The sequence below is a fragment of the Orbaceae bacterium lpD04 genome, assembly GCA_036251935.1.
GTDB lineage: Bacteria > Pseudomonadota > Gammaproteobacteria > Enterobacterales > Orbaceae > Orbus > Orbus wheelerorum.
Map to the genome: position 1 here is coordinate 2,464,442 of CP133967.1, position 22,930 is coordinate 2,487,371.

General features: G+C 36.3%; 17 protein-coding genes. 9 read left to right on the forward strand and 8 right to left on the reverse strand.

What is annotated here, in order from left to right; translation table 11 throughout:
* Window positions 1-252: 252 nt before the first annotated feature.
* Window positions 253-4,398: a filamentous hemagglutinin N-terminal domain-containing protein gene (locus tag RHO14_10935; GenBank protein ID WVD70864.1), complete on the reverse strand. Its 4,146-nt coding sequence runs from the start codon at window positions 4,396-4,398 to the stop codon at window positions 253-255.
* 165 nt (window positions 4,399-4,563) lie between these two features.
* Entirely contained in the window at window positions 4,564-6,264 is a 1,701-nt protein-coding gene (locus RHO14_10940; protein WVD70865.1) for a ShlB/FhaC/HecB family hemolysin secretion/activation protein, read from the reverse strand.
* Window positions 6,265-6,700: 436 nt separating this feature from the next.
* Here RHO14_10940 and RHO14_10945 point away from each other — a divergent pair, with 436 nt between their 5' ends.
* On the forward strand, window positions 6,701-7,264 hold the full coding sequence (locus tag RHO14_10945; protein WVD70866.1) for a MarR family transcriptional regulator: 564 nt from the start codon (window positions 6,701-6,703) through the stop codon (window positions 7,262-7,264).
* A 387-nt stretch (window positions 7,265-7,651) separates the two neighbouring features.
* Window positions 7,652-8,290, forward strand: coding sequence for a bifunctional 4-hydroxy-2-oxoglutarate aldolase/2-dehydro-3-deoxy-phosphogluconate aldolase (locus RHO14_10950; protein WVD70867.1), 639 nt, complete (start codon window positions 7,652-7,654; stop codon window positions 8,288-8,290).
* A gap of 59 nt (window positions 8,291-8,349) precedes the next feature.
* Here the strand turns inward: RHO14_10950 and RHO14_10955 are convergent, their stop codons facing one another.
* The 4 genes from RHO14_10955 to mnmE form a co-directional block, all read right to left on the reverse strand.
* The gene (locus RHO14_10955; GenBank protein ID WVD70868.1) at window positions 8,350-9,120 is read right to left on the reverse strand and encodes an ABC transporter permease; all 771 of its coding nucleotides are present in this window, start codon (window positions 9,118-9,120) and stop codon (window positions 8,350-8,352) included.
* Entirely contained in the window at window positions 9,113-10,048 is a 936-nt protein-coding gene (locus tag RHO14_10960) for an ABC transporter ATP-binding protein (GenBank protein ID WVD70869.1), read from the reverse strand. Before RHO14_10960 ends, RHO14_10955 begins: the two co-directional genes overlap by 8 nt.
* A gap of 279 nt (window positions 10,049-10,327) precedes the next feature.
* Window positions 10,328-11,149, reverse strand: coding sequence for an EcsC family protein (locus RHO14_10965; GenBank protein WVD70870.1), 822 nt, complete (start codon window positions 11,147-11,149; stop codon window positions 10,328-10,330).
* A gap of 143 nt (window positions 11,150-11,292) precedes the next feature.
* Window positions 11,293-12,654 (reverse strand): tRNA uridine-5-carboxymethylaminomethyl(34) synthesis GTPase MnmE, encoded by a 1,362-nt coding sequence (gene mnmE, locus RHO14_10970; GenBank protein ID WVD70871.1) that lies wholly within the window; start codon window positions 12,652-12,654, stop codon window positions 11,293-11,295.
* A 490-nt stretch (window positions 12,655-13,144) separates the two neighbouring features.
* Between mnmE and RHO14_10975 the strand changes: the two genes are divergently transcribed.
* Window positions 13,145-14,500: an MFS transporter gene (locus tag RHO14_10975; GenBank protein WVD70872.1), complete on the forward strand. Its 1,356-nt coding sequence runs from the start codon at window positions 13,145-13,147 to the stop codon at window positions 14,498-14,500.
* Between the two features lie 130 nt (window positions 14,501-14,630).
* On the opposite strand, the gene RHO14_10980 is transcribed toward RHO14_10975, so the two are convergent.
* Entirely contained in the window at window positions 14,631-15,053 is a 423-nt protein-coding gene (locus RHO14_10980; GenBank protein ID WVD70873.1) for a MerR family transcriptional regulator, read from the reverse strand.
* On the reverse strand, window positions 15,050-15,622 hold the full coding sequence (locus tag RHO14_10985; protein ID WVD70874.1) for a DNA-3-methyladenine glycosylase I: 573 nt from the start codon (window positions 15,620-15,622) through the stop codon (window positions 15,050-15,052). Before RHO14_10985 ends, RHO14_10980 begins: the two co-directional genes overlap by 4 nt.
* 138 nt (window positions 15,623-15,760) lie before the next feature.
* Here RHO14_10985 and glyQ point away from each other — a divergent pair, with 138 nt between their 5' ends.
* The 6 genes from glyQ (at window position 15,761) to RHO14_11015 (ending at window position 22,865) form a co-directional block, all read left to right on the forward strand.
* Complete coding sequence (glyQ, locus tag RHO14_10990) at window positions 15,761-16,681, forward strand: glycine--tRNA ligase subunit alpha (protein WVD70875.1); 921 nt, start codon at window positions 15,761-15,763, stop codon at window positions 16,679-16,681.
* Window positions 16,682-16,691: 10 nt separating this feature from the next.
* Complete coding sequence (gene glyS / locus RHO14_10995; GenBank protein WVD70876.1) at window positions 16,692-18,758, forward strand: glycine--tRNA ligase subunit beta; 2,067 nt, start codon at window positions 16,692-16,694, stop codon at window positions 18,756-18,758.
* Window positions 18,759-18,812: 54 nt separating this feature from the next.
* The gene (locus RHO14_11000; protein WVD70877.1) at window positions 18,813-19,622 is read left to right on the forward strand and encodes a YciC family protein; all 810 of its coding nucleotides are present in this window, start codon (window positions 18,813-18,815) and stop codon (window positions 19,620-19,622) included.
* Between the two features lie 4 nt (window positions 19,623-19,626).
* Entirely contained in the window at window positions 19,627-20,112 is a 486-nt protein-coding gene (ybaK, locus tag RHO14_11005) for a Cys-tRNA(Pro) deacylase (protein WVD70878.1), read from the forward strand.
* Window positions 20,113-20,417: 305 nt separating this feature from the next.
* Window positions 20,418-21,611: a M20/M25/M40 family metallo-hydrolase gene (locus tag RHO14_11010; GenBank protein ID WVD70879.1), complete on the forward strand. Its 1,194-nt coding sequence runs from the start codon at window positions 20,418-20,420 to the stop codon at window positions 21,609-21,611.
* 27 nt (window positions 21,612-21,638) lie between these two features.
* Window positions 21,639-22,865: an MFS transporter gene (locus tag RHO14_11015; GenBank protein WVD70880.1), complete on the forward strand. Its 1,227-nt coding sequence runs from the start codon at window positions 21,639-21,641 to the stop codon at window positions 22,863-22,865.
* The last annotated feature ends 65 nt before the right edge of the window (window positions 22,866-22,930 follow it).

The window sequence follows — 22,930 nt, forward strand, 5'->3', positions numbered from 1 at the left end:
CAATAAGTAATTAATATTAGAATAATAGCCACAACAAATCTATGGGAAATCGTACTTTTGTAATGACCGTTGTTCTGTTTGATCATTTACTAAACAATCAAAATAGTGGTAATTAATGTAGCGACAAGACTACGAATATAAAATGATGGGTTAACGAGCGATTAATTGTCGTTAAAAAACCCAATACAAAGTATTGGGTTTTGGTTTTAAATGGAGCAATGTATTTTAAGATAAAGCACATTTAAATGCTTATTACCATTTAAATTTCCATTTATAGAAATTCACATTATAATCAGATGAATCAGTTTGACTAAAGTGATGGCCATTACTGTCATAAACATCATGGGTATACTCTTTAGTTCCCTTTTTTATCACTTTGCGTACTGTATTATAATCAAATATATAGTTCGAGATCCCAACACTCGTTGATAACGTTTTACCTGCATTAATTTCACTGTGATCGTTAATTATTGTATTAGCTGACAGTGTCATATTTCCACCACTTATCATTTGAGCTGACTGAGCATCAAGCACATCAACTATATAAGTCTTTTGATTATAATCATAATAATTATATTCTGTACTATCTTTGTCTGTACCGATAATTTTTAAATGTGAAACATCAGAGTCAATATCATCATTATCAACCGTGATTTTATCAGCGTTATAGCGTTTATCATCGGCACTTTTAAATGACCATTCTTTGATATCTATATCTTCAGCAATCACATCAATAGTCTTAATCGTATTATTGATTTTATCTGCATTAATGGTCAAATCACCGCCTGCCGACATCGTTGAAGAGATATTATTGATAGCAGAAGCTTTACCGATAACTTGCCCATTATCATCAATCTCAGCACCAACATTAAGATTACCATAACTATGTATGGTTCCTCGATTATCATTATTAAGGGTATTTACTGCAAGACTGACATTTTGATCCGCATTAATCGAACCTTTATTATCAATTTTACCAGCGGCAAAAATGGCTAAATCACCTATTGCTTGTAAGCTATTTGTATTAATCACATCACTGGCTAGCAAATTAAGACTACCATCTGCACTGATAACACCATCATTATTTATTGTTTGCTTGCTGGCTAGATTAATATTCTTACCATGAATCAAGCCTTGATTGTCAATACCTTGCAAGCTATTAATATTAATATTAGTATTAACCTCAAGATCAGGATTCACATAAGGGTTACCTAATTCATCATAATCAAACTCACTACCTAATGCGCCAAAATTAACAAATTGACCATCAGCATTAATCGATAATTCCTTCCCAGCAGTCAATATTATATCATTATTTATATTAACATCATGGGCTTGTATATTAAGCTTATTATCAGTATTAATAAAACCATCTAAAAAATTGATTGTCTGTTCACTAATTAAGGTAGTATTCGAATTAACTAACATAGAATTAAAATCAATACCTTGCTTACCATTTAAATACGTATTAACGCCACCAGCAAGCCATCTACCCGCAGTAATTTTACCATCAGCTGTAATATTAAGTTCGTTAGTAGCACCTGAATAATATCCGGTATTCACATCTTTACCAGCTTGCATCGTCATATTATTACCCGCAAGTATATAGAAGTCACCATTATTGATTGACTGCCCACTAACTAAATTAATATTTTGACCAACAATTGTGTCATCATTAACAATATCCTGCAGGCTATTAATATAAATATTTTGATTTACGCCATCACTATCAAATGCTCTACCGCCAATCTGTTTCAAATTAATAACTTTACCGTCTGACGTAATATTGATACTCTCGGTGGTAGATTCACTACCAATCGTTCCCGCATTACGCACACCAACGTAATTTTCAGTACCAGTATGCTTGCTCTCTAGATTAATATGTTCCGCTGAGATACTACCATCGTTATTAATTGTTTGCTGACTAACTAGATTGATTGTTTTACCACTAATCGAACCTTGATTATCAATGCCTTGCAAGCTAGTAATATTAACATCGGAATTTAAATATGCTTTACCTGATTTATCATATAATTCATCTTCATAAAATATACCACCTAACTTACCAGAATTAACAAATTGACCATCAGTAATAATCGTGAATTCCTGCCCTGCGGCTAATTCCATTGTGTTGTATACATTATGGGCTTGCACATTAAGATTATTTATAGCTTGAATGAAACCGTCGGAAAAATTAATTGTCTGCTCACTAATCAAATTAGCATTTGAAGTGATTATCATAGAATTAAAATCAATACCTTGTTTACCATTTAAATAGGTATTGCCCTTACTGTTACCGTTCATCCATCTACCTGTAGTAATTTTACTATCCGCAGTAACATTTAGGTTATGTTCAGCCTCTATGAAATATCCAGTATTCACATCTTTATCAGCTTGTAGAATGATGTCATTTTTCGCACCAATATAACCATCCATACCATCAATGGATTGCTTGCTAACCAGATTAACATCTAGACCAGTAATCCAGCCATTATTAGCAATATCTTGTGAGCTAGTAATATTAATTACTTGATTGGATGCCTTATCAGCATATCCGCCGCTGCCAATCTGTTTCAAATTAATAACTTTACCGTCTGACGTAATATTGATACTTTCGGTGGTAGATTCACTACCAATCGTTCCCGCATTACGCATACCAACGTAATTTTCAGTACCAGTATGCTTGCTCTCTAGACTAATATGTTCCGCTGAGATACTACCATCGTTATTAATTGTTTGCTGACTAACTAGATTGATTGTTTTACCACTAATCGAACCTTGATTATCAATGCCTTGTAAGCTAGTAATATTAACATCAGAATTTAAATAATGTTCGCCCAATTCGTCATAATAAGCACCATCACCTAATTTACCAGAATTGAAAAATTGACCATCAGTAGTAATCGTGAACTCCTGCGCTGCAGCTAAGTGCCCTGCATTATGTACATAATTAGCTAGTATACTAAGTTTATTCAGCGCTCCAAGTTCTGCATCATAAAAATTAATTGTTTGCTCACTAACTAGACTAATATTGGAACCATAAAAAAAAGTCGAATTAAAATCAATACCTTGCTTACCATTTAAATTCGTATTATTGGTTGCCCACAGCCAATTACCAATAGTAATTTTACCACCAGCCGTAATATCTAAATTGTTCTCTGCATCTATATAATGCCCAGTATTCACGTCCTTATCTGCTTGTATAATAACATCATTTTTCGCAAAGATATTATTTGAGCTATTTATTGACTGCTTACTGGCTAAATTAACATTTTTACCGTTAATACTACCATCATGAATAATATCTTCTGTGCTGTTAATATTGATATCTTGATTTGAATAGTCAGTAGAACTTCCTGTCGTACTACCAATAGTGCCCAAATTAATAACTTTACCGTCTGCGGTAATATTGATACTCTCAGTGGTAGATTCACTACCAATCGTCCCTGCATTACGCACGCCAACGCCGCCCTCAGTACTAACGAGCTTAATTTTACCCGCGTACATTCCACCTAATGCCGCAACATCAATCGCTAATTCGGGTTTAGTGTCATTGCTAGCAAGTTTATCTATGGTTTGTAAATCATGACTAACCTTATTTTTACCCGCGATAACCGTTAGGTTTTTGGCTTGTATTTTGTCATTAATATTTACGGCGCGTGCGATTAAGTCAGTATAATCTTGTTGACTACTATCAAATGCGCCATTAATAGTAATATTACCTTGTTCAACTTGGTAACCATTTAGCTTGCCATCCTCTCCGATTATCAATTTACCAGTGGTTAGTGTTGCGCGATCGGCATTAATAAAGCCGCAACCATTACAGGTAATACCGGCGGCATTGGCGATCACCACCTGCGCCTTTTGCCCAGCAACTTCAATGCGGCCATTTAGCTGGCTGGCGTTTTGCGAGTTAATTTCATTTAAAATCACCTTAGCACCGCCAGAGCTTGCTAAGTTACTATTACCTGCAATATTACCGCCAAGCGTTGTATTTGATGACTGCGCGTTATTATTTAAAATAACACCCTCTTTTGATACATCAAACTGCGTATATTTATTATGTGAAACACCCGCTTGATTAGCCTCTTGGATATTGACAACCGTTGGGCCATTCGCTCTATCGATAATGCTCGCTTGCTGTGATTTATTAGCACTCTTATCGGCAATAATAGTATTTGCGTTACTTTGTGCAACAACGCTCACCATGCCGAGCGCAACAAATGTTAAGAAGCTAAGCGGTTTTAATGCCGCAGTCATTTTTTTATCTAGACTTAGGCTTGCCTTAGCTTTTTGACTACTTCGGCCTTCACCTTGATGACGTTTAACAATTTCCGCGACCACCATAACCATGCCACGTGCTTTATTGAAAATAAGACGGTAAAAATGCTTATTCATATTCTATTCCTTGTTTTTGTTTGTTTATTACTTATTACTTATTATTTGTTACTTATTACTTATTACTTATTACTTATTACTTATTATTTGTTACTTATTATTTATTATTTGTTACTTATTGTTTATTACTTAATTGTTTACTCCTTATTATTCGCTGTGATTGTATTAATAATTCCAACTGAGACTAAAACCGAGGGTAATATCATCCGTTTTAAAGCCCTGTGGTTTATAAATAGGTGTTCCGGCAAAGGTATCATACGAGATCCCATATACGCTGCCACGCAGGCCAAGCACGGTACCAGCAAGCTTTTTGCCGAGTAAATAACCTGAATTAGCGCCTGACACTTCGCCATAATCCAAGCCCAAATAGAGTTCATTATTTAACGGCGTTACCCATGCAAGGTCATTGCGCACATACCAACCACTATCAGCCGTTAAACTCATCTCACCATCAAAGCCTCTAACCGACCAACGGCTGCCAATTGAAAAGCGCTCAGGCGGTGTTAATTTTCCACCACGGGTAAATTGACTTTGGTAATCAAGGCTGTAGCGAAATCGCTGTGATTCGAGACTAAATGGCACATTTAAAAATAGGTTAAGATTAAAAATATCCGATAACGCTGTTCCATAGCCACTTAACTCTTCTGGCGCCGCATTCGCACCAAACCAACGCACGCCTTTTTTATAGCTCGCCCCCAAATAAAGCGTGGTGTTATTAAAGTAATGGCGGTGATTAATACCGAGGATCCAGCTGGTGGTTTTACGGCGTTGTACCGCTATTTCAGTATCTTCAATATAGTTATGTGACTCCCTAAAATTGAGCCCATAACTTAATGTTGTTTTTTGTGAAGCATTACGATGGAGCACCCGGCTAAGTTGTAAATTAACATTACGACTTCGACCGCTATATTGATAATCAGTTAAGCCTGCGATATTTTGATGGTAGGTATTACTGCTTAAGTATGAACTTAGCGCCCAATAGCCCATCGGCACGGAATAAGCAAATAGGTAATTTTTTGAGCCGTATTTACCTTTTCCCTCTAAATCATGACCGCCAGAGACATAAAACGCATCACTTATACCCAATGGATTATCTAAGTAAAGTGTTAAGCCACCTTGATAGCGCCCCGTATCTTTAGAGCCTGAATCATCGAGTGAGGCGCCAATACGCCAATATTTTGACTGACTGCGGTTAATGATAATATCGCTCTCACCAAGCTCTTTACCTGGTGTTAACTGTATATTGGTATTGACCGTCGGTATACGCTCTAAGTTTTCCAATCCTTGTTCGATATCACGTAAATTAAGTAGCTGCCCTTTTTTAGTAGGAAAGGCACTTTGTAAGCTCGCGCGTTTATCACTACCATCGGTATAATAAATATTGCCGATAGAGCCTTTAACCACTGATAATGCTAATATGCCACTAGTTAAATCTTGCTGCGGCACTGTTACTCGAGTAGTAATATAGCCGTAGCTGATAATGCGGTTTTGTAACGCGGTTAATAGTAAGTAAATCCCCTTACCACCAATGCATTTACCTTGTGCTTGATTTGATAACGCCGATAACGGAATGATAAAAGGCAGTGCATCACGCCCACGCAGTTCAACATGATTAATGACAAAGCATGGCGATTCAGTTGGGAAATTGATTTGATATATTTTAGCAACAGAAGGCTGTAAGCGAATATCGGGAGCATTTGAAGATAAACGACCTTGTAATGCCTTTTGCTGTTCCTGCTGATAAATTAGCTGCTGATCACTGATCGCTTTTTCAGCAGATGTTGGTAATGTCGCTGCCTGAGTATAAGTCGATAAGGCGGCAATGATACAAAAGTAACACGATGTTTTTATTAATTTATTTTTCACTAAAACGAACACTTACTTACAAAAGTGCGGATTATAGGATTGCAATTAATGACAGTCTATAAAAATAACAATTTTATAATAAATATTAACCTATTTGATCACTTTACTTACAACTCACGCACTAAAAATTAATATAATCTTTTGATTAATGATGTAATTTTCAAAGTTAAACAGATGATATAAAAAAACGAATAATAAATATATTAAGTAATATGTCTAAGCGAGGCTAAACGAGTAATCATTTAATAATAAAAAATCATCTAATCTATTTAATCTCCTTTTCAATACAGGTCATCATTTTAATGCGTGAAACTTTATTTGATAGGATTTTTTCTTAGTAAATATATTTAGGTACCTAAATATATTGCAATTTTGGATATTGCGATTATAATCATTATTAGTTCGGCACCTAATTAAATTTAAATTAAGGAATATTATGCAAAATAAAATGAAAATTATGGAAAACTTACATTATAGTTTTAATCTACTTCGCCGTAATAAACATCAAAACAAAGATGTTATGCGAGGAAAAGGCCGATTATTTTCTTTATTAAAAGAGAATGAGCAAAACGGCATTACGCAAGGCGAGTTAGCAGAAAAATTGAGAGTTCAGCCCTCATCAATGAGCGAGTTAATTCAAAAATTAGCACATCATGGTTTTATAACCAAAAAACAAGATGAAAACGATAAACGATCGTTTAAGGTTTTTCTAAGCGCAGAAGGTAACGATAAAATTGCCGAAATTAAAGCCGAAAAGACCCGTTTTATCGATGGTATTTTTAACAATTTTACTGAAAATGAAATTGAAACACTCTCAAGCCTACTTGAAAAATTAACCTTATCACTAAATGATTTTACTGAACATGAAATAACTGATGAGCATCATAAAGAGGGACGTCGTCACGACAGGCATCATCATGAGCGTTCTCATAAACGCGGTGATAAACATGGCCATAAGCGTGAGCGAAACGCCGATAAACATGATAGAGAGCATGTGTAATTAAAAATTGCCAGCCGATAGGCTAGCAATTTTTTAATTTAAAAAATGGTAACTCAAACAATACCGCCTTATTTTTACATTACTATTGAGTGGTAAGTTCTATCGCGTTAAAAAATAAGTGCCATTTTCACGTAATCTAGTTTTATCAATATCATTATGAGCCGTGAATTAGTAATGATTAGTATATCAACCATTACTAAGCTTTACATTTTTTACCTCGTAATAATCGATCTCATGTATTATTTTTTTAATAAAACAAATTAAATTCAGTTAATTATGACACTCGTCTCATTGCTGAGTAATTTATAAATAAAAGCTTATCTGAGGCTTTATATTTATATATAATATTGGTTTTAATTTTATTCACATTTATAACATGAGTTCATTATGAAAAACTGGAAAAGAAGTGCTGAAGAAATTTTAACGATGGGCCCGGTTGTCCCTGTCATTGTTATCGAGCGAATAGAAGATGCTGTGCCATTAGCTAAAGCCTTAATAGCAGGTGGCGTAAAAGTGTTAGAAGTCACATTGAGAACAGCGTGCGCCCTTGATGCCATTAAGAAAATTATCAAAGAAGTACCTGAAGCGGTTGTTGGTGCAGGCACCGTTACCTCGGTTGAACAGCTAAAACAAGTGACCGAAGCTGGCGTCGAATTTGTTATTACACCAGGTATTACTGATTCAATTTTAAAAGCGGCCGTTCAAGGTACGGTGCCCGTTATTCCTGGGATCGCAACCATTTCTGAATTATTGACAGCGCAAGAATATGGCTTAACGGCATTAAAATTCTTCCCGGCTGAAATTAATGGCGGCGTTGCTGCGCTAAAAGCGTTTGCAGGCCCATGTGGATATATGAAATTTTGCCCAACTGGCGGGGTAAATCCGAAAAATTATCGTGATTATCTTGCATTAAGTAATGTGTTATGTGTGGGCGGAACGTGGTTTATTCCAACTGATGCGATCGCTAAAGGCGATTTTGCGAAAATCACTGAACTTGCTAAAGAAGCCGTTGCTGGCGCAAAATAGTTAAATAAGCTCCTACTGTCAAACCAATATGGCCGTAGGAGCGATTAATAAGACAAAATTTAGCTGCGTAGCCCTTTACCGCTTTCTATAATCTTCCAAGCAATTGCATACATAACAACAACAAATAACACTAACATGGTAAATGTGACCGTTAATGACACATCAGAAATACCTAAAAAACCATAACGAAAACCATTAATCATATAGACAATTGGATTAAGTTTAGAGACCCATTGCCAAAATACCGGTAATAACGTTAATGAATAAAATACACCACCTAAATAAGTTAATGGCGTTAATACAAAAGTCGGCACAATGCTAATATCATCAAATGATTTGGCATAAACGGCATTTAATAGTCCCGCTAAAGAAAAAAGGATCGCGGTAAGTAGTAAAGTAACAATAATAATTAACCATGAATGTACATCATAGCTAACAAATAGCATTGAAATAATCGTGACTAAAATACCGGTAAACACGCCTCTTGCAACGCCGCCACCAACATATCCCCAAATAATAATATGAGTTGGTACAGGCGCAACAAGTAACTCTTCAATATTATGCTGAAATTTGGCACTAAAAAAAGACGAGCACACATTGGTATAAGAGTTGGTAATAACCGACATCATAATTAAGCCAGGTACAATGAACTGCATGTAACTAAAGCCGCCCATTTCACCCACTCGCGAACCAATTAAATTACCAAAAATGATAAAATAGAGCGACATAGTTACAACTGGGGGAATTAAGGTTTGAACCCAAATACGTAAAAAGCGGGTGATCTCTTTGCGCCAAATACTTTTTAACGCGATCCAATATAAACTATTCATGCTTAGCTCCTTGCGAATGGCTAACTAGATCAATAAAAAGTTCCTCTAAGCGATTGGTTTTATTATGCATACTGACAATATTAATGCCCTGCTGCTCAAATAAGACAAATAAAGAATTAAGTCCTTGTCCTTTATTTATTTCCACCTCAAATGATCCCTTATCACACATTCTAAATTGGTAACCGGCTAAATCCGGTTTTTTATCGATAGGTAAATAGTCAAACACCATCGTTTCTGATTTAGAATTAGCAAGCAGCGCTTTCATCGAGGTATTGGCAATTAACTCACCATGTTGAATAATACCAATGTTACGACAAAGCATTTCGGCTTCTTCTAAATAATGAGTTGTTAGAATAATTGTGATCCCTTGCTGATTAATCTTACGCAAAAAGTCCCACATTGATCGACGTAATTCAATATCAACGCCAGCTGTTGGCTCATCTAAAATTAATAACTTGGGTTCATGAACTAGTGCCCTTGCAATCATAAGGCGACGTTTCATGCCACCTGAAAGCATTCGAGCACGGCTATCACGTTTTTCCCATAAGTCTAAAATCCGCAAATATTTTTCGGCTCTTTCCATGGCAAGCCTTCGAGGTAGACCATAATAACCACCTTGGTTTGCCACAATTTGAAAAACTGTTTCAAACGGATTGAAATTAAACTCTTGAGGAACTAAGCCAAGTTGGCGCTTAGCATTAACAACATCGGTAGCTAAGTCATAACCAAAAATTTTAACCTGACCCGATGTTTTGGTAACCAGTGAACTAATAATACCAATTGTGGTCGATTTACCTGCGCCATTAGGGCCTAATAATGCATAAAAATCACCAGATTGTACTGATAAATTAATGCCCTTTAGTGCCTCAACGCCATTTTTGTAGGTTTTTTTGAGATCGACTAACTCCAGTGCTGGAACTGATGACATGGAAAAATCCTAGATGTGTAAAAAACATTATGGAATTAATATAAGCTCATATTTTGTAATTTCAACCAATTCTATTGATTAAAATTTTCAACATTCGCTTTTATTTACGATCAATTTAGAATTTTCGTTAAATTATTGTTGTAAGCTATCATTATAGTAACTATAAGATCAAATGGTTAAGTTCTGCGTTAAAGATAAATTGGTAATATAAATAATTGTGCGCCTTGATGAACTGATGATCCTATCGATAGCTAAGTTTGAAAATACAACCAACAAATTTTAGCTTTTATTAAGTATTTTCTGGTATTCTTCTTTGACTTGTTCGTAGCCATATTGATTTTCTAATCTTTTGATAATAAAGTGCCCACGAGCGATATCTTGATAGAAGTGAGTAAAAAGAGTGTTGAGCGTGGCGCCTGAAAGTGCGCCAATTACCGGCACAACTTGCGCAGCAAATTTATTGGTTATCACCACCCCAAATCTTGAGGCAACCTTTTCTATAATTTTAGCTAGCCACTTACCGGTTTGCATTGGGCTGAATTTATTCGCACCTTGTTTTGCCGCCATCTCAGCTAACTCTTTTGAAAGCTGACGAATCGATTCAGTCATAAAGCTACGAGATAGGTAATAACCCGTTTCAGTTGTATCATCTTTGCTATTATTTCCCCCTATCGCAAAAACTTCAATACAAGCAACTTTTGTAGATAAATCATTTAAATCAAATCCCTCGCTACGCGCAACGTCGGCGACAGCGCGCATCATAATTGTCGTTGATATGGGCAGTTCAATAAATAATGATGTAAAACCAAAAGCGCCACCCAATGCGCCTGACGTTGCGGCATAAAGCTTATGAAGCTTGGTTGAAGCAGATTTATTGGGCTGATTATCAATGCTCAATAATGCAACATCAGCAGCTTTATAAAGCGCAACTTGAACAGCACCATTGATTTTCTTGGTGACTGATTTAGGCAGCTTTTTTACCGCACCCTCAATAGGAAAGCTAATTATGTTCGAGATCTTGGCCGTAATTGATGGCGACTCTAATAATTTCACCGCAGTTTTTAGCGAATTGTAGTCATTTATATTGTCTGAAATACTCACTTTCGTATCCTTATCCTTTATCGATGCCTAACAATTTGCGCCGTATTAGTAACAGTGGCGACATTTAATCATGGTATCTTGTTACTTTATAAACCTTAGCTCCCATCTAAACGATGTTAGCTAAGGTTATCATCAATATTTGTTTATTTACCAATACAAAATGAACCAAAAATTTTACCCAGTAAATCATCTGAGGTGAATGTACCGGTAATTTCACTTAATGATTCTTGCGCTAAACGCAATTCTTCAGCAAGAAGTTCGCCAGCATGAAAAACTGTTAATTGTGTAAAGCCATTAGTTAGATGTTCTGCCGCGTTATCAAGCGCATGTAAGTGGCGGCGACGAGCCAAAAATCCACCTTCTGCCGTTGCAGTAAATCCCATACTATCTTTTAAATGTTGGCGAAGTATATCAACGCCATTGCCGGTGCTTGCTGATAAACGAATAAGTGAGTAATCATTCACTTCACTATAACCGAGTGGCTCCCCGGTCAAATCCGCTTTATTACGAATAACGGTAACGGGCACATTGCGCGGTAAACGCTGCATAAATTCGGGCCAGAGTTTATCGGGATCTATTTCGCTAGTTGTGGTGCCATCAACCATGAATAGTACGCGATCCGCTTGTGCAATTTCTGACCAAGCTCTTTCAATACCTATTCGTTCCACCTCATCACTTGCTTCGCGTAGCCCTGCTGTATCAATAATATGTAGCGGCATGCCATCAATATGGATATGCTCTCGTAGCACATCTCGCGTGGTACCAGCGATATCTGTCACGATCGCTGCATCACGGCCCGCTAGCGCGTTAAGTAAACTTGATTTACCCGCATTAGGCCGGCCAGCAATAACGACTTTCATTCCTTCGCGTAGTAACGATCCTTGCTTCGCTTCTTTACGCACTTCATCTAATTGCGTAATAACTGAAACGAGCTGACCTTCGATTTTACCATCTGATAAAAAATCAATTTCTTCTTCAGGAAAATCAATTGCCGCCTCAACAAAAATTCTTAAATGAATGAGTAATTCAACTAAGCTATTTACTTTGCTTGAAAAGACACCTTGCAGTGATGATATTGCCGACTTTGCCGCTTGCTCAGAACTTGCATCAATAAGATCAGCAATCGCTTCTGCTTGGGCTAAATCAAGTTTATCATTTAAAAATGCGCGCTCCGAAAATTCACCCGGGCGGGCTATACGAATATGTGGGATCTTTAAAATACGTTTTAGCAGTAGATCTAAAATAACCGGACCACCGTGCCCTTGTAATTCCAATACATCTTCACCAGTAAATGAGTGAGGATTAGGAAAAAATAGCGCGATCCCCTGATCAATAACTTGACCCGTTTCATCTAAAAAAGGTAAATATTGTGCGTGACGTGGCGCTGGTAGCTTGCCAAGTAAAGCCAGCGCAACGGTTTTTGCTTGGCTACCCGAAACGCGTAAAATACCAACACCGCCTCTTCCAGGTGGCGTTGCTTGAGCAATAATGGTGTCTAAATTCATGAATGATAACTATTTTAAAGCTTATAAAATGGGCTAATCATACCATTAATGTGACACTTATTACTAATGAAGTTATACAATTACACTAAACAGAACATCAAATGACCTTATTACAATTGATTAAATTTTCGTTCAAAATCTATCGTACCCTATATTTTTAATATAAATTTTGGCCTCATATTCAACATCTAAGTACAAATCTAGTTCTATAAAACGGTGAGTTTAAGCTACCCCATTTGATTATATAAACACAAACCATATATAAATCATGATAATACTATATAAAAATCCGTTATATTTAATTTTATAATATTAGAATTTTGTTTTATCTATGTGGTAAGTGCTTATTTTATGACATAATTATCCACTTCCCCATGTTTTGGGAATTTTTTTATAAAAAATTTTAACAAAAATAGTGATTCATTGCTGGCTATCTTTTAAATTGGATAAGCAGTGATCATATAAAAGATAAGTTAAATAAGGTATTTTGATGAGTAAATCTGAAATAATTACAGAATGTCAGCCAAATGCTCGTCGATTAAATAAGAAAGATTTTAAGACATTAGCACTTTCTTCGTTAGGCGGCACACTTGAGTTCTATGACTTTGTTATTTACGCGTTATATGTTGATTTGATTGTAGCGCCCCTTTTCTTCCCTGATTCATTAAGCGAATTTACTAAAGAGCTGTTTGCATGGGGAATTTTTGCTGCAGGCTACTTAGTTCGCCCTGTTGGCGGCATAATTATGGCGCATTTTGGTGATAAAATTGGTCGTAAGAAAATGTTTACGCTAAGTGTGGCATTAATGGCGTTACCCACATTTATTATTGGTATTTTACCGACTTATGAATCAATTGGTATGCTTGCCCCAATTTTACTGTTATTAATGCGAATGCTACAAGGTGCGGCAATTGGCGGTGAAATGCCTGGGGCATGGGTATTTATTGCCGAGCACACGCCAAAACAGCGTTATGGCTTTGGCGTTGGCACCTTAACATCAGGTATTACTGGTGGGATCATGCTTGGTTTTTTAATCACTATCATCATCGATATGATTTTTAATAAAACCGAAGTGCTTGATTATGCTTGGCGTATTCCGTTTATTATTGGTGGCGTTTTCGGCTTGATTTCGGTTTATCTGCGTCGTTTCTTATCGGAAACCCCGATTTTTAAAGAACTGTCGGCACGAAAAGCTCTAGAAAAAAATATTCCCGTCATGTCAGTTATTAAACGCCATAAAATCGCCTGCTTATTAGTTGCGTTAGTTACTTGGTCATTATCAACCACAATTATGGTTGGAGTGTTGATCACGCCCGGTAAAATCCTTGGTGGCATGTATAAAATTGCAGCAATTGATTGCCGAATTGCCGGTTGTATTGTCGCATTAATGCTGACAATTGGTTGTATTTTATTTGGCTGGCTAGAAGATAAAATTGGTACTAAGAAAAATATGATGATTGCATGGGGCGGCCTTGCCATCACCAGTTTATATTTTTATGCGTCATTAAGTATTAATATTGATCTTTCAACGCTTTACTTTAACTATGGCTTATTTGGTTTATTTACTGGCGCAATTTCGACAACACCAATTGTTGGTACTAGGGCGTTTCCACCAGCCATTCGCTATTCAGGATTGTCGTTTTCTTATAATTTAGCTTATGCGCTATTTAGTGCGATAACCCCTACGTTAACCTTGTATTTACTAAATCCTTCACATATTTTAGGTGAGTATTTTTATATGGGTGCGGGCCTCTATATTGCTTTTGTGGCTATTTTAGCTGCCTTGACAGGTTTTTGGCCACTCGCCAGATCGGGCTGGCAAGAACCAAAAGTTACGAAGCGTTAAATATTGTCATGCTAGTGCATTAATGCTCGATAGCAATTAATGCACTAGACTTGATACAATTAGTAAGGTTTTGGTATAATCGACTTATTTTCGTTATTTTTTTTGTTGTAACATATCATTATAGTGAAAATTAAAGGTGACTTTTAGCAACTTTTGCCTGTACTTCCATTTCAGCTAGCTCTTGCAATATTCCACATGATTCATTGTTAGGGTGACAATGATTTTGCAACCTAACTAATTGTTTTCGTAATGAGGTTAACTCATCAATTCGTTCATCAATATGATGCAGATGGCTTGCGAGCAAAAGATGTGCGCTTTGGTGCTCAAGTTGATTTGGGCTATCTATTATCGCAATTAGCATTCTAATTTCTTCATGGCTCATCTCTAACGCTCGGCAATTGCGGATGAAAATCAGTCGCTCAAGATGTTTTTTACCATAGATTCGGTAATTACTCTGGGTTCTTTCTGCCTGAGGTAAAAGCCCGATTTTTTCATAAAAACGGATCGTTTCCGATGTGCAGCCGGCAATACTGGCAAGTTCACCTATTTTCATTTCGTTTTCCCGCGGCAAAAGCAGTCAATAAAATGGTCATCAACTAACCCCATTGATTGCATAAATGCGTAACAAATTGTCGAGCCAACAAACGTAAAGCCTTTTTTCTTTAGCGCTTTTGACATTCTTTCTGAAATATCCGTACTTGTCGGCACTTCGGTTAAATTGGCAAAGTGATTAATAATCGTTTTATCATCAACAAAAGACCAGATAAACTTTGCAAAATCCTCGCCATTTTGTTGCATGGCTAAATAGGCATGAGCATTTTTAATAATCGCATTAAGTTTTAGGCGATTACGAATTAAGCCTGTATTTTGCATTAATAACTCAATGTCGCTATCGGTCATTTTAATAATTTTTTGCGGTTCAAAATGGTAAAAGCAGCGCCGATACTCAGCGCGTTTTTTAAGTACCGTTATCCAAGATAATCCCGCTTGTTGACCCTCAAGGCAGATCTTTTCAAATAGCTTTAGGCTATTATGCTCAGGCTTGCCCCACTCTTTATCATGATAATCAATATAAAGCGGATCAGTTGAGACCCAAGCACAACGGATTATATTATTGGGCATTACATCATTACCTTTTGATTATTTTTTCAATTTTAATTAGATTCTGCTAAGATTAACACTTCCACTATGATTAATAAACAGTATAGAATACGAGATTATTTTAATAATCTTATATCACTCAATAAGAAAGATAACATCATGCAAAAGTTTAATGTAAAAACCTTTCAGGGCCTAATTCTTACACTACAAGATTATTGGGCTAATCAAGGATGTACTATTATTCAACCTCTTGATATGGAAGTTGGTGCCGGTACTTCTCATCCGATGACTTGCTTAAGAGCGCTTGGGCCTGAGCCAATTAATGCCGCCTACGTTCAACCTTCACGTAGACCAACCGATGGCCGCTACGGTGAAAACCCTAATCGTTTACAACATTATTACCAGTTTCAAGTTATCTTAAAACCATCACCTGATAATATTCAAGAGCTTTATTTAGGATCTTTAAAAGAGCTTGGACTTGATCCAACCATTAATGATATCCGCTTTGTTGAAGATAACTGGGAAAATCCAACACTTGGTGCTTGGGGACTGGGTTGGGAAGTTTGGTTAAATGGCATGGAAGTGACGCAATTTACCTATTTCCAGCAAGTTGGTGGCCTTGAGTGTAAGCCGGTTACTGGCGAAATAACTTACGGACTGGAGCGCCTAGCGATGTATATTCAAGGCGTGGATAGTGTTTATGATCTTATTTGGAGTGATGGTATATTTGGTAAAACGACTTATGGTGACGTCTTTCATCAAAATGAAGTAGAGCAATCGACCTATAATTTTGAATATGCCAATACCGATTTCTTATTTTACTGTTTTGATCAACATGAACAAGAAGCACGTTATCTGCTTGAGCTTGAGAAACCATTACCCCTGCCTGCTTATGAGAGAATTTTAAAAGCGGCTCACTGCTTTAACTTACTTGATGCACGTAAAGCCATTTCTGTTACCGAACGTCAGCGTTATATTTTAAGAATTAGAACGCTAACAAAAATGGTTGCAGAAGCATATTATGCATCGCGTGAAGCCTTAGGATTTCCTATGTGCAAAAACTCAACGGCATCAAAGTAAGGAGACAAAAATGCAAAAAACATTTCTCGTTGAAATTGGAACAGAAGAATTACCACCAAAGTCGCTACGCATGTTTGCGGAAAGTTTTGCAGCTAACTTTATTGAACAACTTGATAATGCAAATCTAGACCATGGTGAAGTACTTTGGTACGCATCACCACGTCGCCTCGCACTAAAAGTACTAAATTTAAGTGATACTCAGCCCGATATTCAAATCGTAAAACGCGGCCCAGCAGTTAGTGCCGCATTTGATGCCGAAGGTAAAGCAACTAAAGCGGCTGAAGGCTGGGCGCGTGGCTGTGGGATAACCGTTGACCAAGCTGAGCGAGTACAAACAGATAAAGGCGAATGGCTTTCTTATACGCTTAACCAAAAAGGACAGCCTGTTGTTAATCTACTATGCGATATGGTAAAAGCGGCATTAATTAAATTACCAATCCCAAAACCAATGCGCTGGGCGGCTAAGCAAGTTGAATTTATTCGCCCAAGTCATACGATAACCATGCTTTATGGCGCAGATATCGTACCTGGCACAATTTTGGATATCGAATCAAACCGTATTATTCGTGGCCACCGCTTTATGGGTGAGCAAGAATTTACCATTGATAATGCTGATCAATATCCAGAAATACTCGAGCAACGCGGTAAAGTGATTGCCGATCATGATAAACGTAAAGCAATCATCAAACAACAAGCTGAGCTTGCTGCCGAGAAGCTAAATGGTAAAGCAGATTTAACTGATAGCCTACTTGAAGAAGTGACATCATTAGTTGAATGGCCCGTTGTGTTAACGGCAAAATTTGAAGAGAAATTTCTTGATGTTCCGGCTGAAGCGCTTGTCTATACCATGAAAGGCGATCAAAAATACTTCCCTGTTTATGATAAACAGGCTAAGTTACTGCCTAATTTTATTTTCGTTGCCAATATTGAATCAAAAGATCCACAAGTAGTCATATCTGGTAATGAAAAAGTCGTTCGCCCACGCCTTGCTGATGCTGAGTTTTTTTACAAAACTGATTTAAAACAGCGCTTAGAAGATCGCCTGCCAAGGCTTGAAATGGTGCTATTCCAACAGCAACTTGGCACAGTTAAAGATAAAGCATTACGCCTTGAAGCGCTTTCTGGTTTTATTGCAAATCAAATTGATGCTGACGTTAACTTTGCAAAGCGCGCGGGTAAACTGGCTAAATGTGATTTGGTTACAAATACGGTATTTGAGTTTCCTGAAACCCAAGGAATTATGGGGCGTTACCTAGCGATTAAAGATGGCGAAAATAGCGAAGTTGCAACAGCAATAGAAGAACAATATAAGCCTCGCTTTGCTGGCGATGAACTACCAAGCACTCTCGTTGCAAGCAGCGTTTCTATTGCTGAAAAAATGGATACTTTAGCTGGCATTTTTGGAATTGGTCAACATCCAAAAGGCGATAAAGATCCCTTTGCCCTACGCCGAGCAGCGATTGGTATACTACGTATTATTGTTGAAAAATCGCTTCCTGTTGATTTAGTTGAGCTTGCAACTCACGCAGCCTCACTTTATGGTGACAAGCTAAGTAATAAAAACGTGGTTGAAGATATTGTTAGCTTTATGCAAGGTAGATTCCGCGCTTGGTATCAAGAACAAGGATTTGCAATTGATACTATTCAATCGGTACTTGCGCGTAACCCAACTAAGCCAGCTGATTTTGATGCAAGGGTAAAAGCAGTTACCCATTTTAGAACGTTACCTGCAGCAGCGTCGCTTGCTGAAGCAAATAAACGCGTATCAAATATTTTATCTAAAGCAAATATTGCGATTGCAGATAAAGTAAATGCAGCACTGTTGGAAGATGGCGCGGAAGGCATACTTGCTAAAAATATTGCCATCTTAACCGATAAACTTGAACCTTACTTTAATCAAGGTCGCTACCAAGAAGCATTAGCACAACTTGCTGAATTAAAAGAGCCGGTTGATGCCTTCTTTAAAGATGTTATGGTTATGGCTGATGATGAACAAATAAAACGAAATCGCTTAGCTTTACTAAATAAATTACAAAGTTTATTTTTAAAAGTGGCTGATATTTCACTGTTACAATAATCTAAATAGGCTTGGTGCAAATCGCCAAGCCTGCTTAATGAAAGGAGTTGGATTTTGTTATCATTTTCTTCGTTATTATCTGATACCAAAAACTTTATTAGTAATAACTTATTACCCATTATTATTACGGTATTAAGTATCGCAATTATTGAAAGATTAATTACTTTTTTTTTCTATCCAAGTGTCGAAACAATTGAACCGATCAGGCAGTTAATAGAGCAAGCGGCACAAAAATATGGTGACCAATTATCACCAGAGGCGCTATCGCAAACAATTTTGGCATTATCAGAGCAAGAACAATTACGCCTTATTCCCGCGGTAATGGATTATTTGATTAGAGTTGGTATCATATTTTTAGTGATTAATTTACTTTCAATGAGCGTTATTCTCTCATTAATTTATACGATATCTTACCAACAATTATCGCTGAGTAATATGCTAAAAAACATAAGTCGAATAGCTACCAAAATCATTCTTTTTATGCTACTTGCGATCCCTGGATTTATTGGTTTATCATTGATCGTTTCGATAATACCGCCTCTTGCCATACCGCTAATCATAATTGCTATACTGTTTTATGTTACTGCTTATGTTGCATTTTTAGCGGTCATTATTGAACCTGTCCCCCAATATGGTTTTATCAAAAAACTGAAAATTGGATTAACGTTTTTGAAACAAAAAATCAGGTTAATTCTGCCAATAATTGCGATCTGGTTTTTAGCAACATTGTTATTAGATAGCTTAGCTGGTTTATTGATTGCAAATATGGTGGTATTGGTTATTTTTGATGCGCTAAAATTGTTATTAACTGTAATGACACTTTGTTACCTTTATCGACTTTATTCACTTTCTAATAAAGAATAAGTTTATGACACCCGCAATTAATTTACTAACAAAATTGAAGATTTGTTTTCATGTTCATCAATATCAACATGACCCAAACGAAAAGGAATTTGGTAAAGAGGCGGTTGAAAAACTCGATCCGAGTTTAAACATTGTTGCAGAGCAAGTCTTTAAAACGTTGGTAGTTAGTCTAAATAGTAATATAAAAGATTTAGCAGTATGCATCGTGCCCGTTGATCGCCATTTAGATTTAAAAAGAGCGGCTAAAGCACTTAATTGTAAAAAAATTGATTTAGCGGATCCCAATCTAGCACAAAAAATTACCGGTTATTTAGTGGGCGGCATAAGCCCACTTGCTCAAAAAAAACAGCTCCCAACACTTATTGATCTTAGTGCAAAACAGTTTAAAACAATGTTTATATCTGGCGGACGACGCGGCCTTGAAATTGAAATGTCGCCAGATGATCTAGCAACGATACTTCATGCACAAGTCGTCGAAATTGCCGTTTAACAAGCTTAAATCCAATGTTCGATCCTGATATCTATTTTTCCCTTCAACGCAATTAAAACTAATTTAAAATAGATAAAAAGTTGATTATCGATAATGATAATTAAACCTGTTATTTATTTCATAATCTCATTACCATTTAATATAAATTTATTTAAAATTCAGGTAAATATTTCTAATTAATTTGTGCTAAATATTGAGTTTTAGATGTTCTCTATATCCGTACGCTACCTATAAATGACAGCATTCAGCAACTCATTTTAGGTATATATTGATAAACAGTAAATCACAATAAAATTGGAGCAATTATGAAAAACTATGATGAATTAACCGCTATATTCGATAGCGCTATAAATAAAAATGCAGTGGCTGCACAAAATTTGAGCTTATATCTTGCTCAACATCCAGAAACCTCAGGGAATGAAAAAAACTCATCTGAGCAACATATTAAATTTTTAACTGATCTTGGTTTAAACGTAACTCGAAATTTTTGCGATGTTCCTTACTCGTATTTCGCAAATGTAGTAAAGAAAGATAATGCAAAATATAAAATGGTAATTATTGCTGAATATGATGCATTACCTGAAATTGGACATGCTTGTGGTCACTGTGCAAGTGGCGCTATATCGCTACTTACTGCGGCAACCTTTAAAGAAATTGCCGACCAAATTGATGTAGACATCGATATTATTGGTACGCCCGATGAGGAATTTGACGGTTATAAAATCCCAATGATACAAAAAGGCGCTTTTGAAAAATATGATTTTGCAATGATGATTCATATGGGAAGCGGCACATCAACAGCTAACTATAAAATTGTTTCACTTAGTGCATTTCGCGTTAAATTTAAAGGAGTTAGTTCTCACGCAGCAGCGGCGCCATTTAATGGTAAAAATGCTTTAGATGCAGCGACAATACTCATGACATCGTGTGGTTTATTACGTCAACAACTAAAACCCGGTGCTATAATGTCATACTATGTGGTTAATGGTGGTGTAGTAAGTAACTCAATTCCGGATTATACTGAGCTTGAATTTTGTATTCGTCATGACAAAATTGCCTATTTGCAAGAGATGAAGACTAAATTAACAAATTGTATTGCTGGCGCTGCCTTAGCAACCGGTACTGAATATGAAATGAATTATATTGGCTATGAATATTCTGATATGCCATTTTTCAAAACAGGTACCGATATTGTTTGTGATGTTTTTAATGAGCTAGGCTTAAAAAATGAACCAACCATGCCAATTACTATTTCAACAGATATGGGTAATGTCGGTTATGCTTGTCCAAGCATGCATCCAATCCTAGCTGTATGTGATGAATATTATCCATTACACACGGTAGAAATGGCAGCAGAAATGCAAAAACCAACTATCAATAAAACCATTAATAATGGCGCAAAAGTATTCGGACATACATTCATTAAATTTATCGCTGATAAATCAAACTTTGAATCAATTAGAAATGATTTCAATAAAGCAATAAAAGAAAACCATTAATCAGTTAATAAATATAAGGTATATTGTATGAAATTAAAGGATATTATTCTATTAATTGCGTTAGGGATGGCCGGAGGGGCCATCTATCTGCTCCCCTATATGAAGTACTATTTTTATAATCAGATGGTAGATAGTACGGGCTTATCAGGGCAGGATCTTGGTTTTCTTGTAACGATGTATGGTATTGCTCAAATGTTTGTGTTACTACCGGGCGGAATAATTGCTGATAGAATTTCAAGTAGAACATGCATTTGTTTATCACTAATTGCAACAGGAGTATTAACAATTATATACGGGTATGTTTATACGTCGTATATTGCATCATTAGTCATTTGGTTTTTACTGGCATTTACAACATTATTCTTAGCTTGGCCTGCTATTTTAAAATCAGTAAGAGCAATTGGTGGTGAAAACTCAGGCACTGCATATAGTATCTATTATGCATCAAATGGCTTAACTGGTGCACTTGGTGGATACTTAATTATTAAAGTCTATTCCGCATGTATTGCAACAAGTGGTTCAAGTGCATACACCTACGGTATGATAACCTCAGCATTGGTAAATATTATAATTGCATTAGTATTATTTTATTTATTGCGCGATATGAAAGAAAGCGCTAGTGGCGCTAGCAAAATGCCAACAGTTAAGGATTCTCTAACTGTTTTAAAACTGCCTATAATTTGGGTTATAACACTTGCTCTATTTTGTACCTATACGTTATATGTCGGGATGTCATTTTTCACCCCTTACTTAACCGATGCTTTCCACATGAGTAATGAAACATCAGGCACGCTCTCTTTAGTGCGTTCTTATGTCTTTATGTCGTTGACACCGTTAACAGGTTTAATTGCTGACCGTTTACTGAAATCAACATTAAAATGGTTTATGTTGGTTTGCCCTATTTTAATTATTGTTTTATTAGGTGTTATTGTTGTTGGTGAGAATGTTAATGTTGTGATGCTAGTGTCATCATTAACCATGTTAATTGCATTCTTTATTTGTACTATCTATTCGTCAATGTTTTCTATTTTATCAGAATGTAAAATTCCTATTGCAGTGGCAGGAACGGCAATTAGTTTAGTCTCAATTTTTGCCTATACACCTGATATGTTTATCCAGCCTCTATTTGGCTACTTTGCTGATAAAAATCAATATCAATTTATATTTTGTGGTTTAATTTTAGCATCATTATTAGCAGGAATTTCGTGTTTTATTCTATTAAAAATGAATAAGAGAAAAGCAATAACTGACTAATTTAATAAATGGGGTATATAAGTTTTATCAATATGCCCCGTTCTTACCACCTATTAACGTCTATC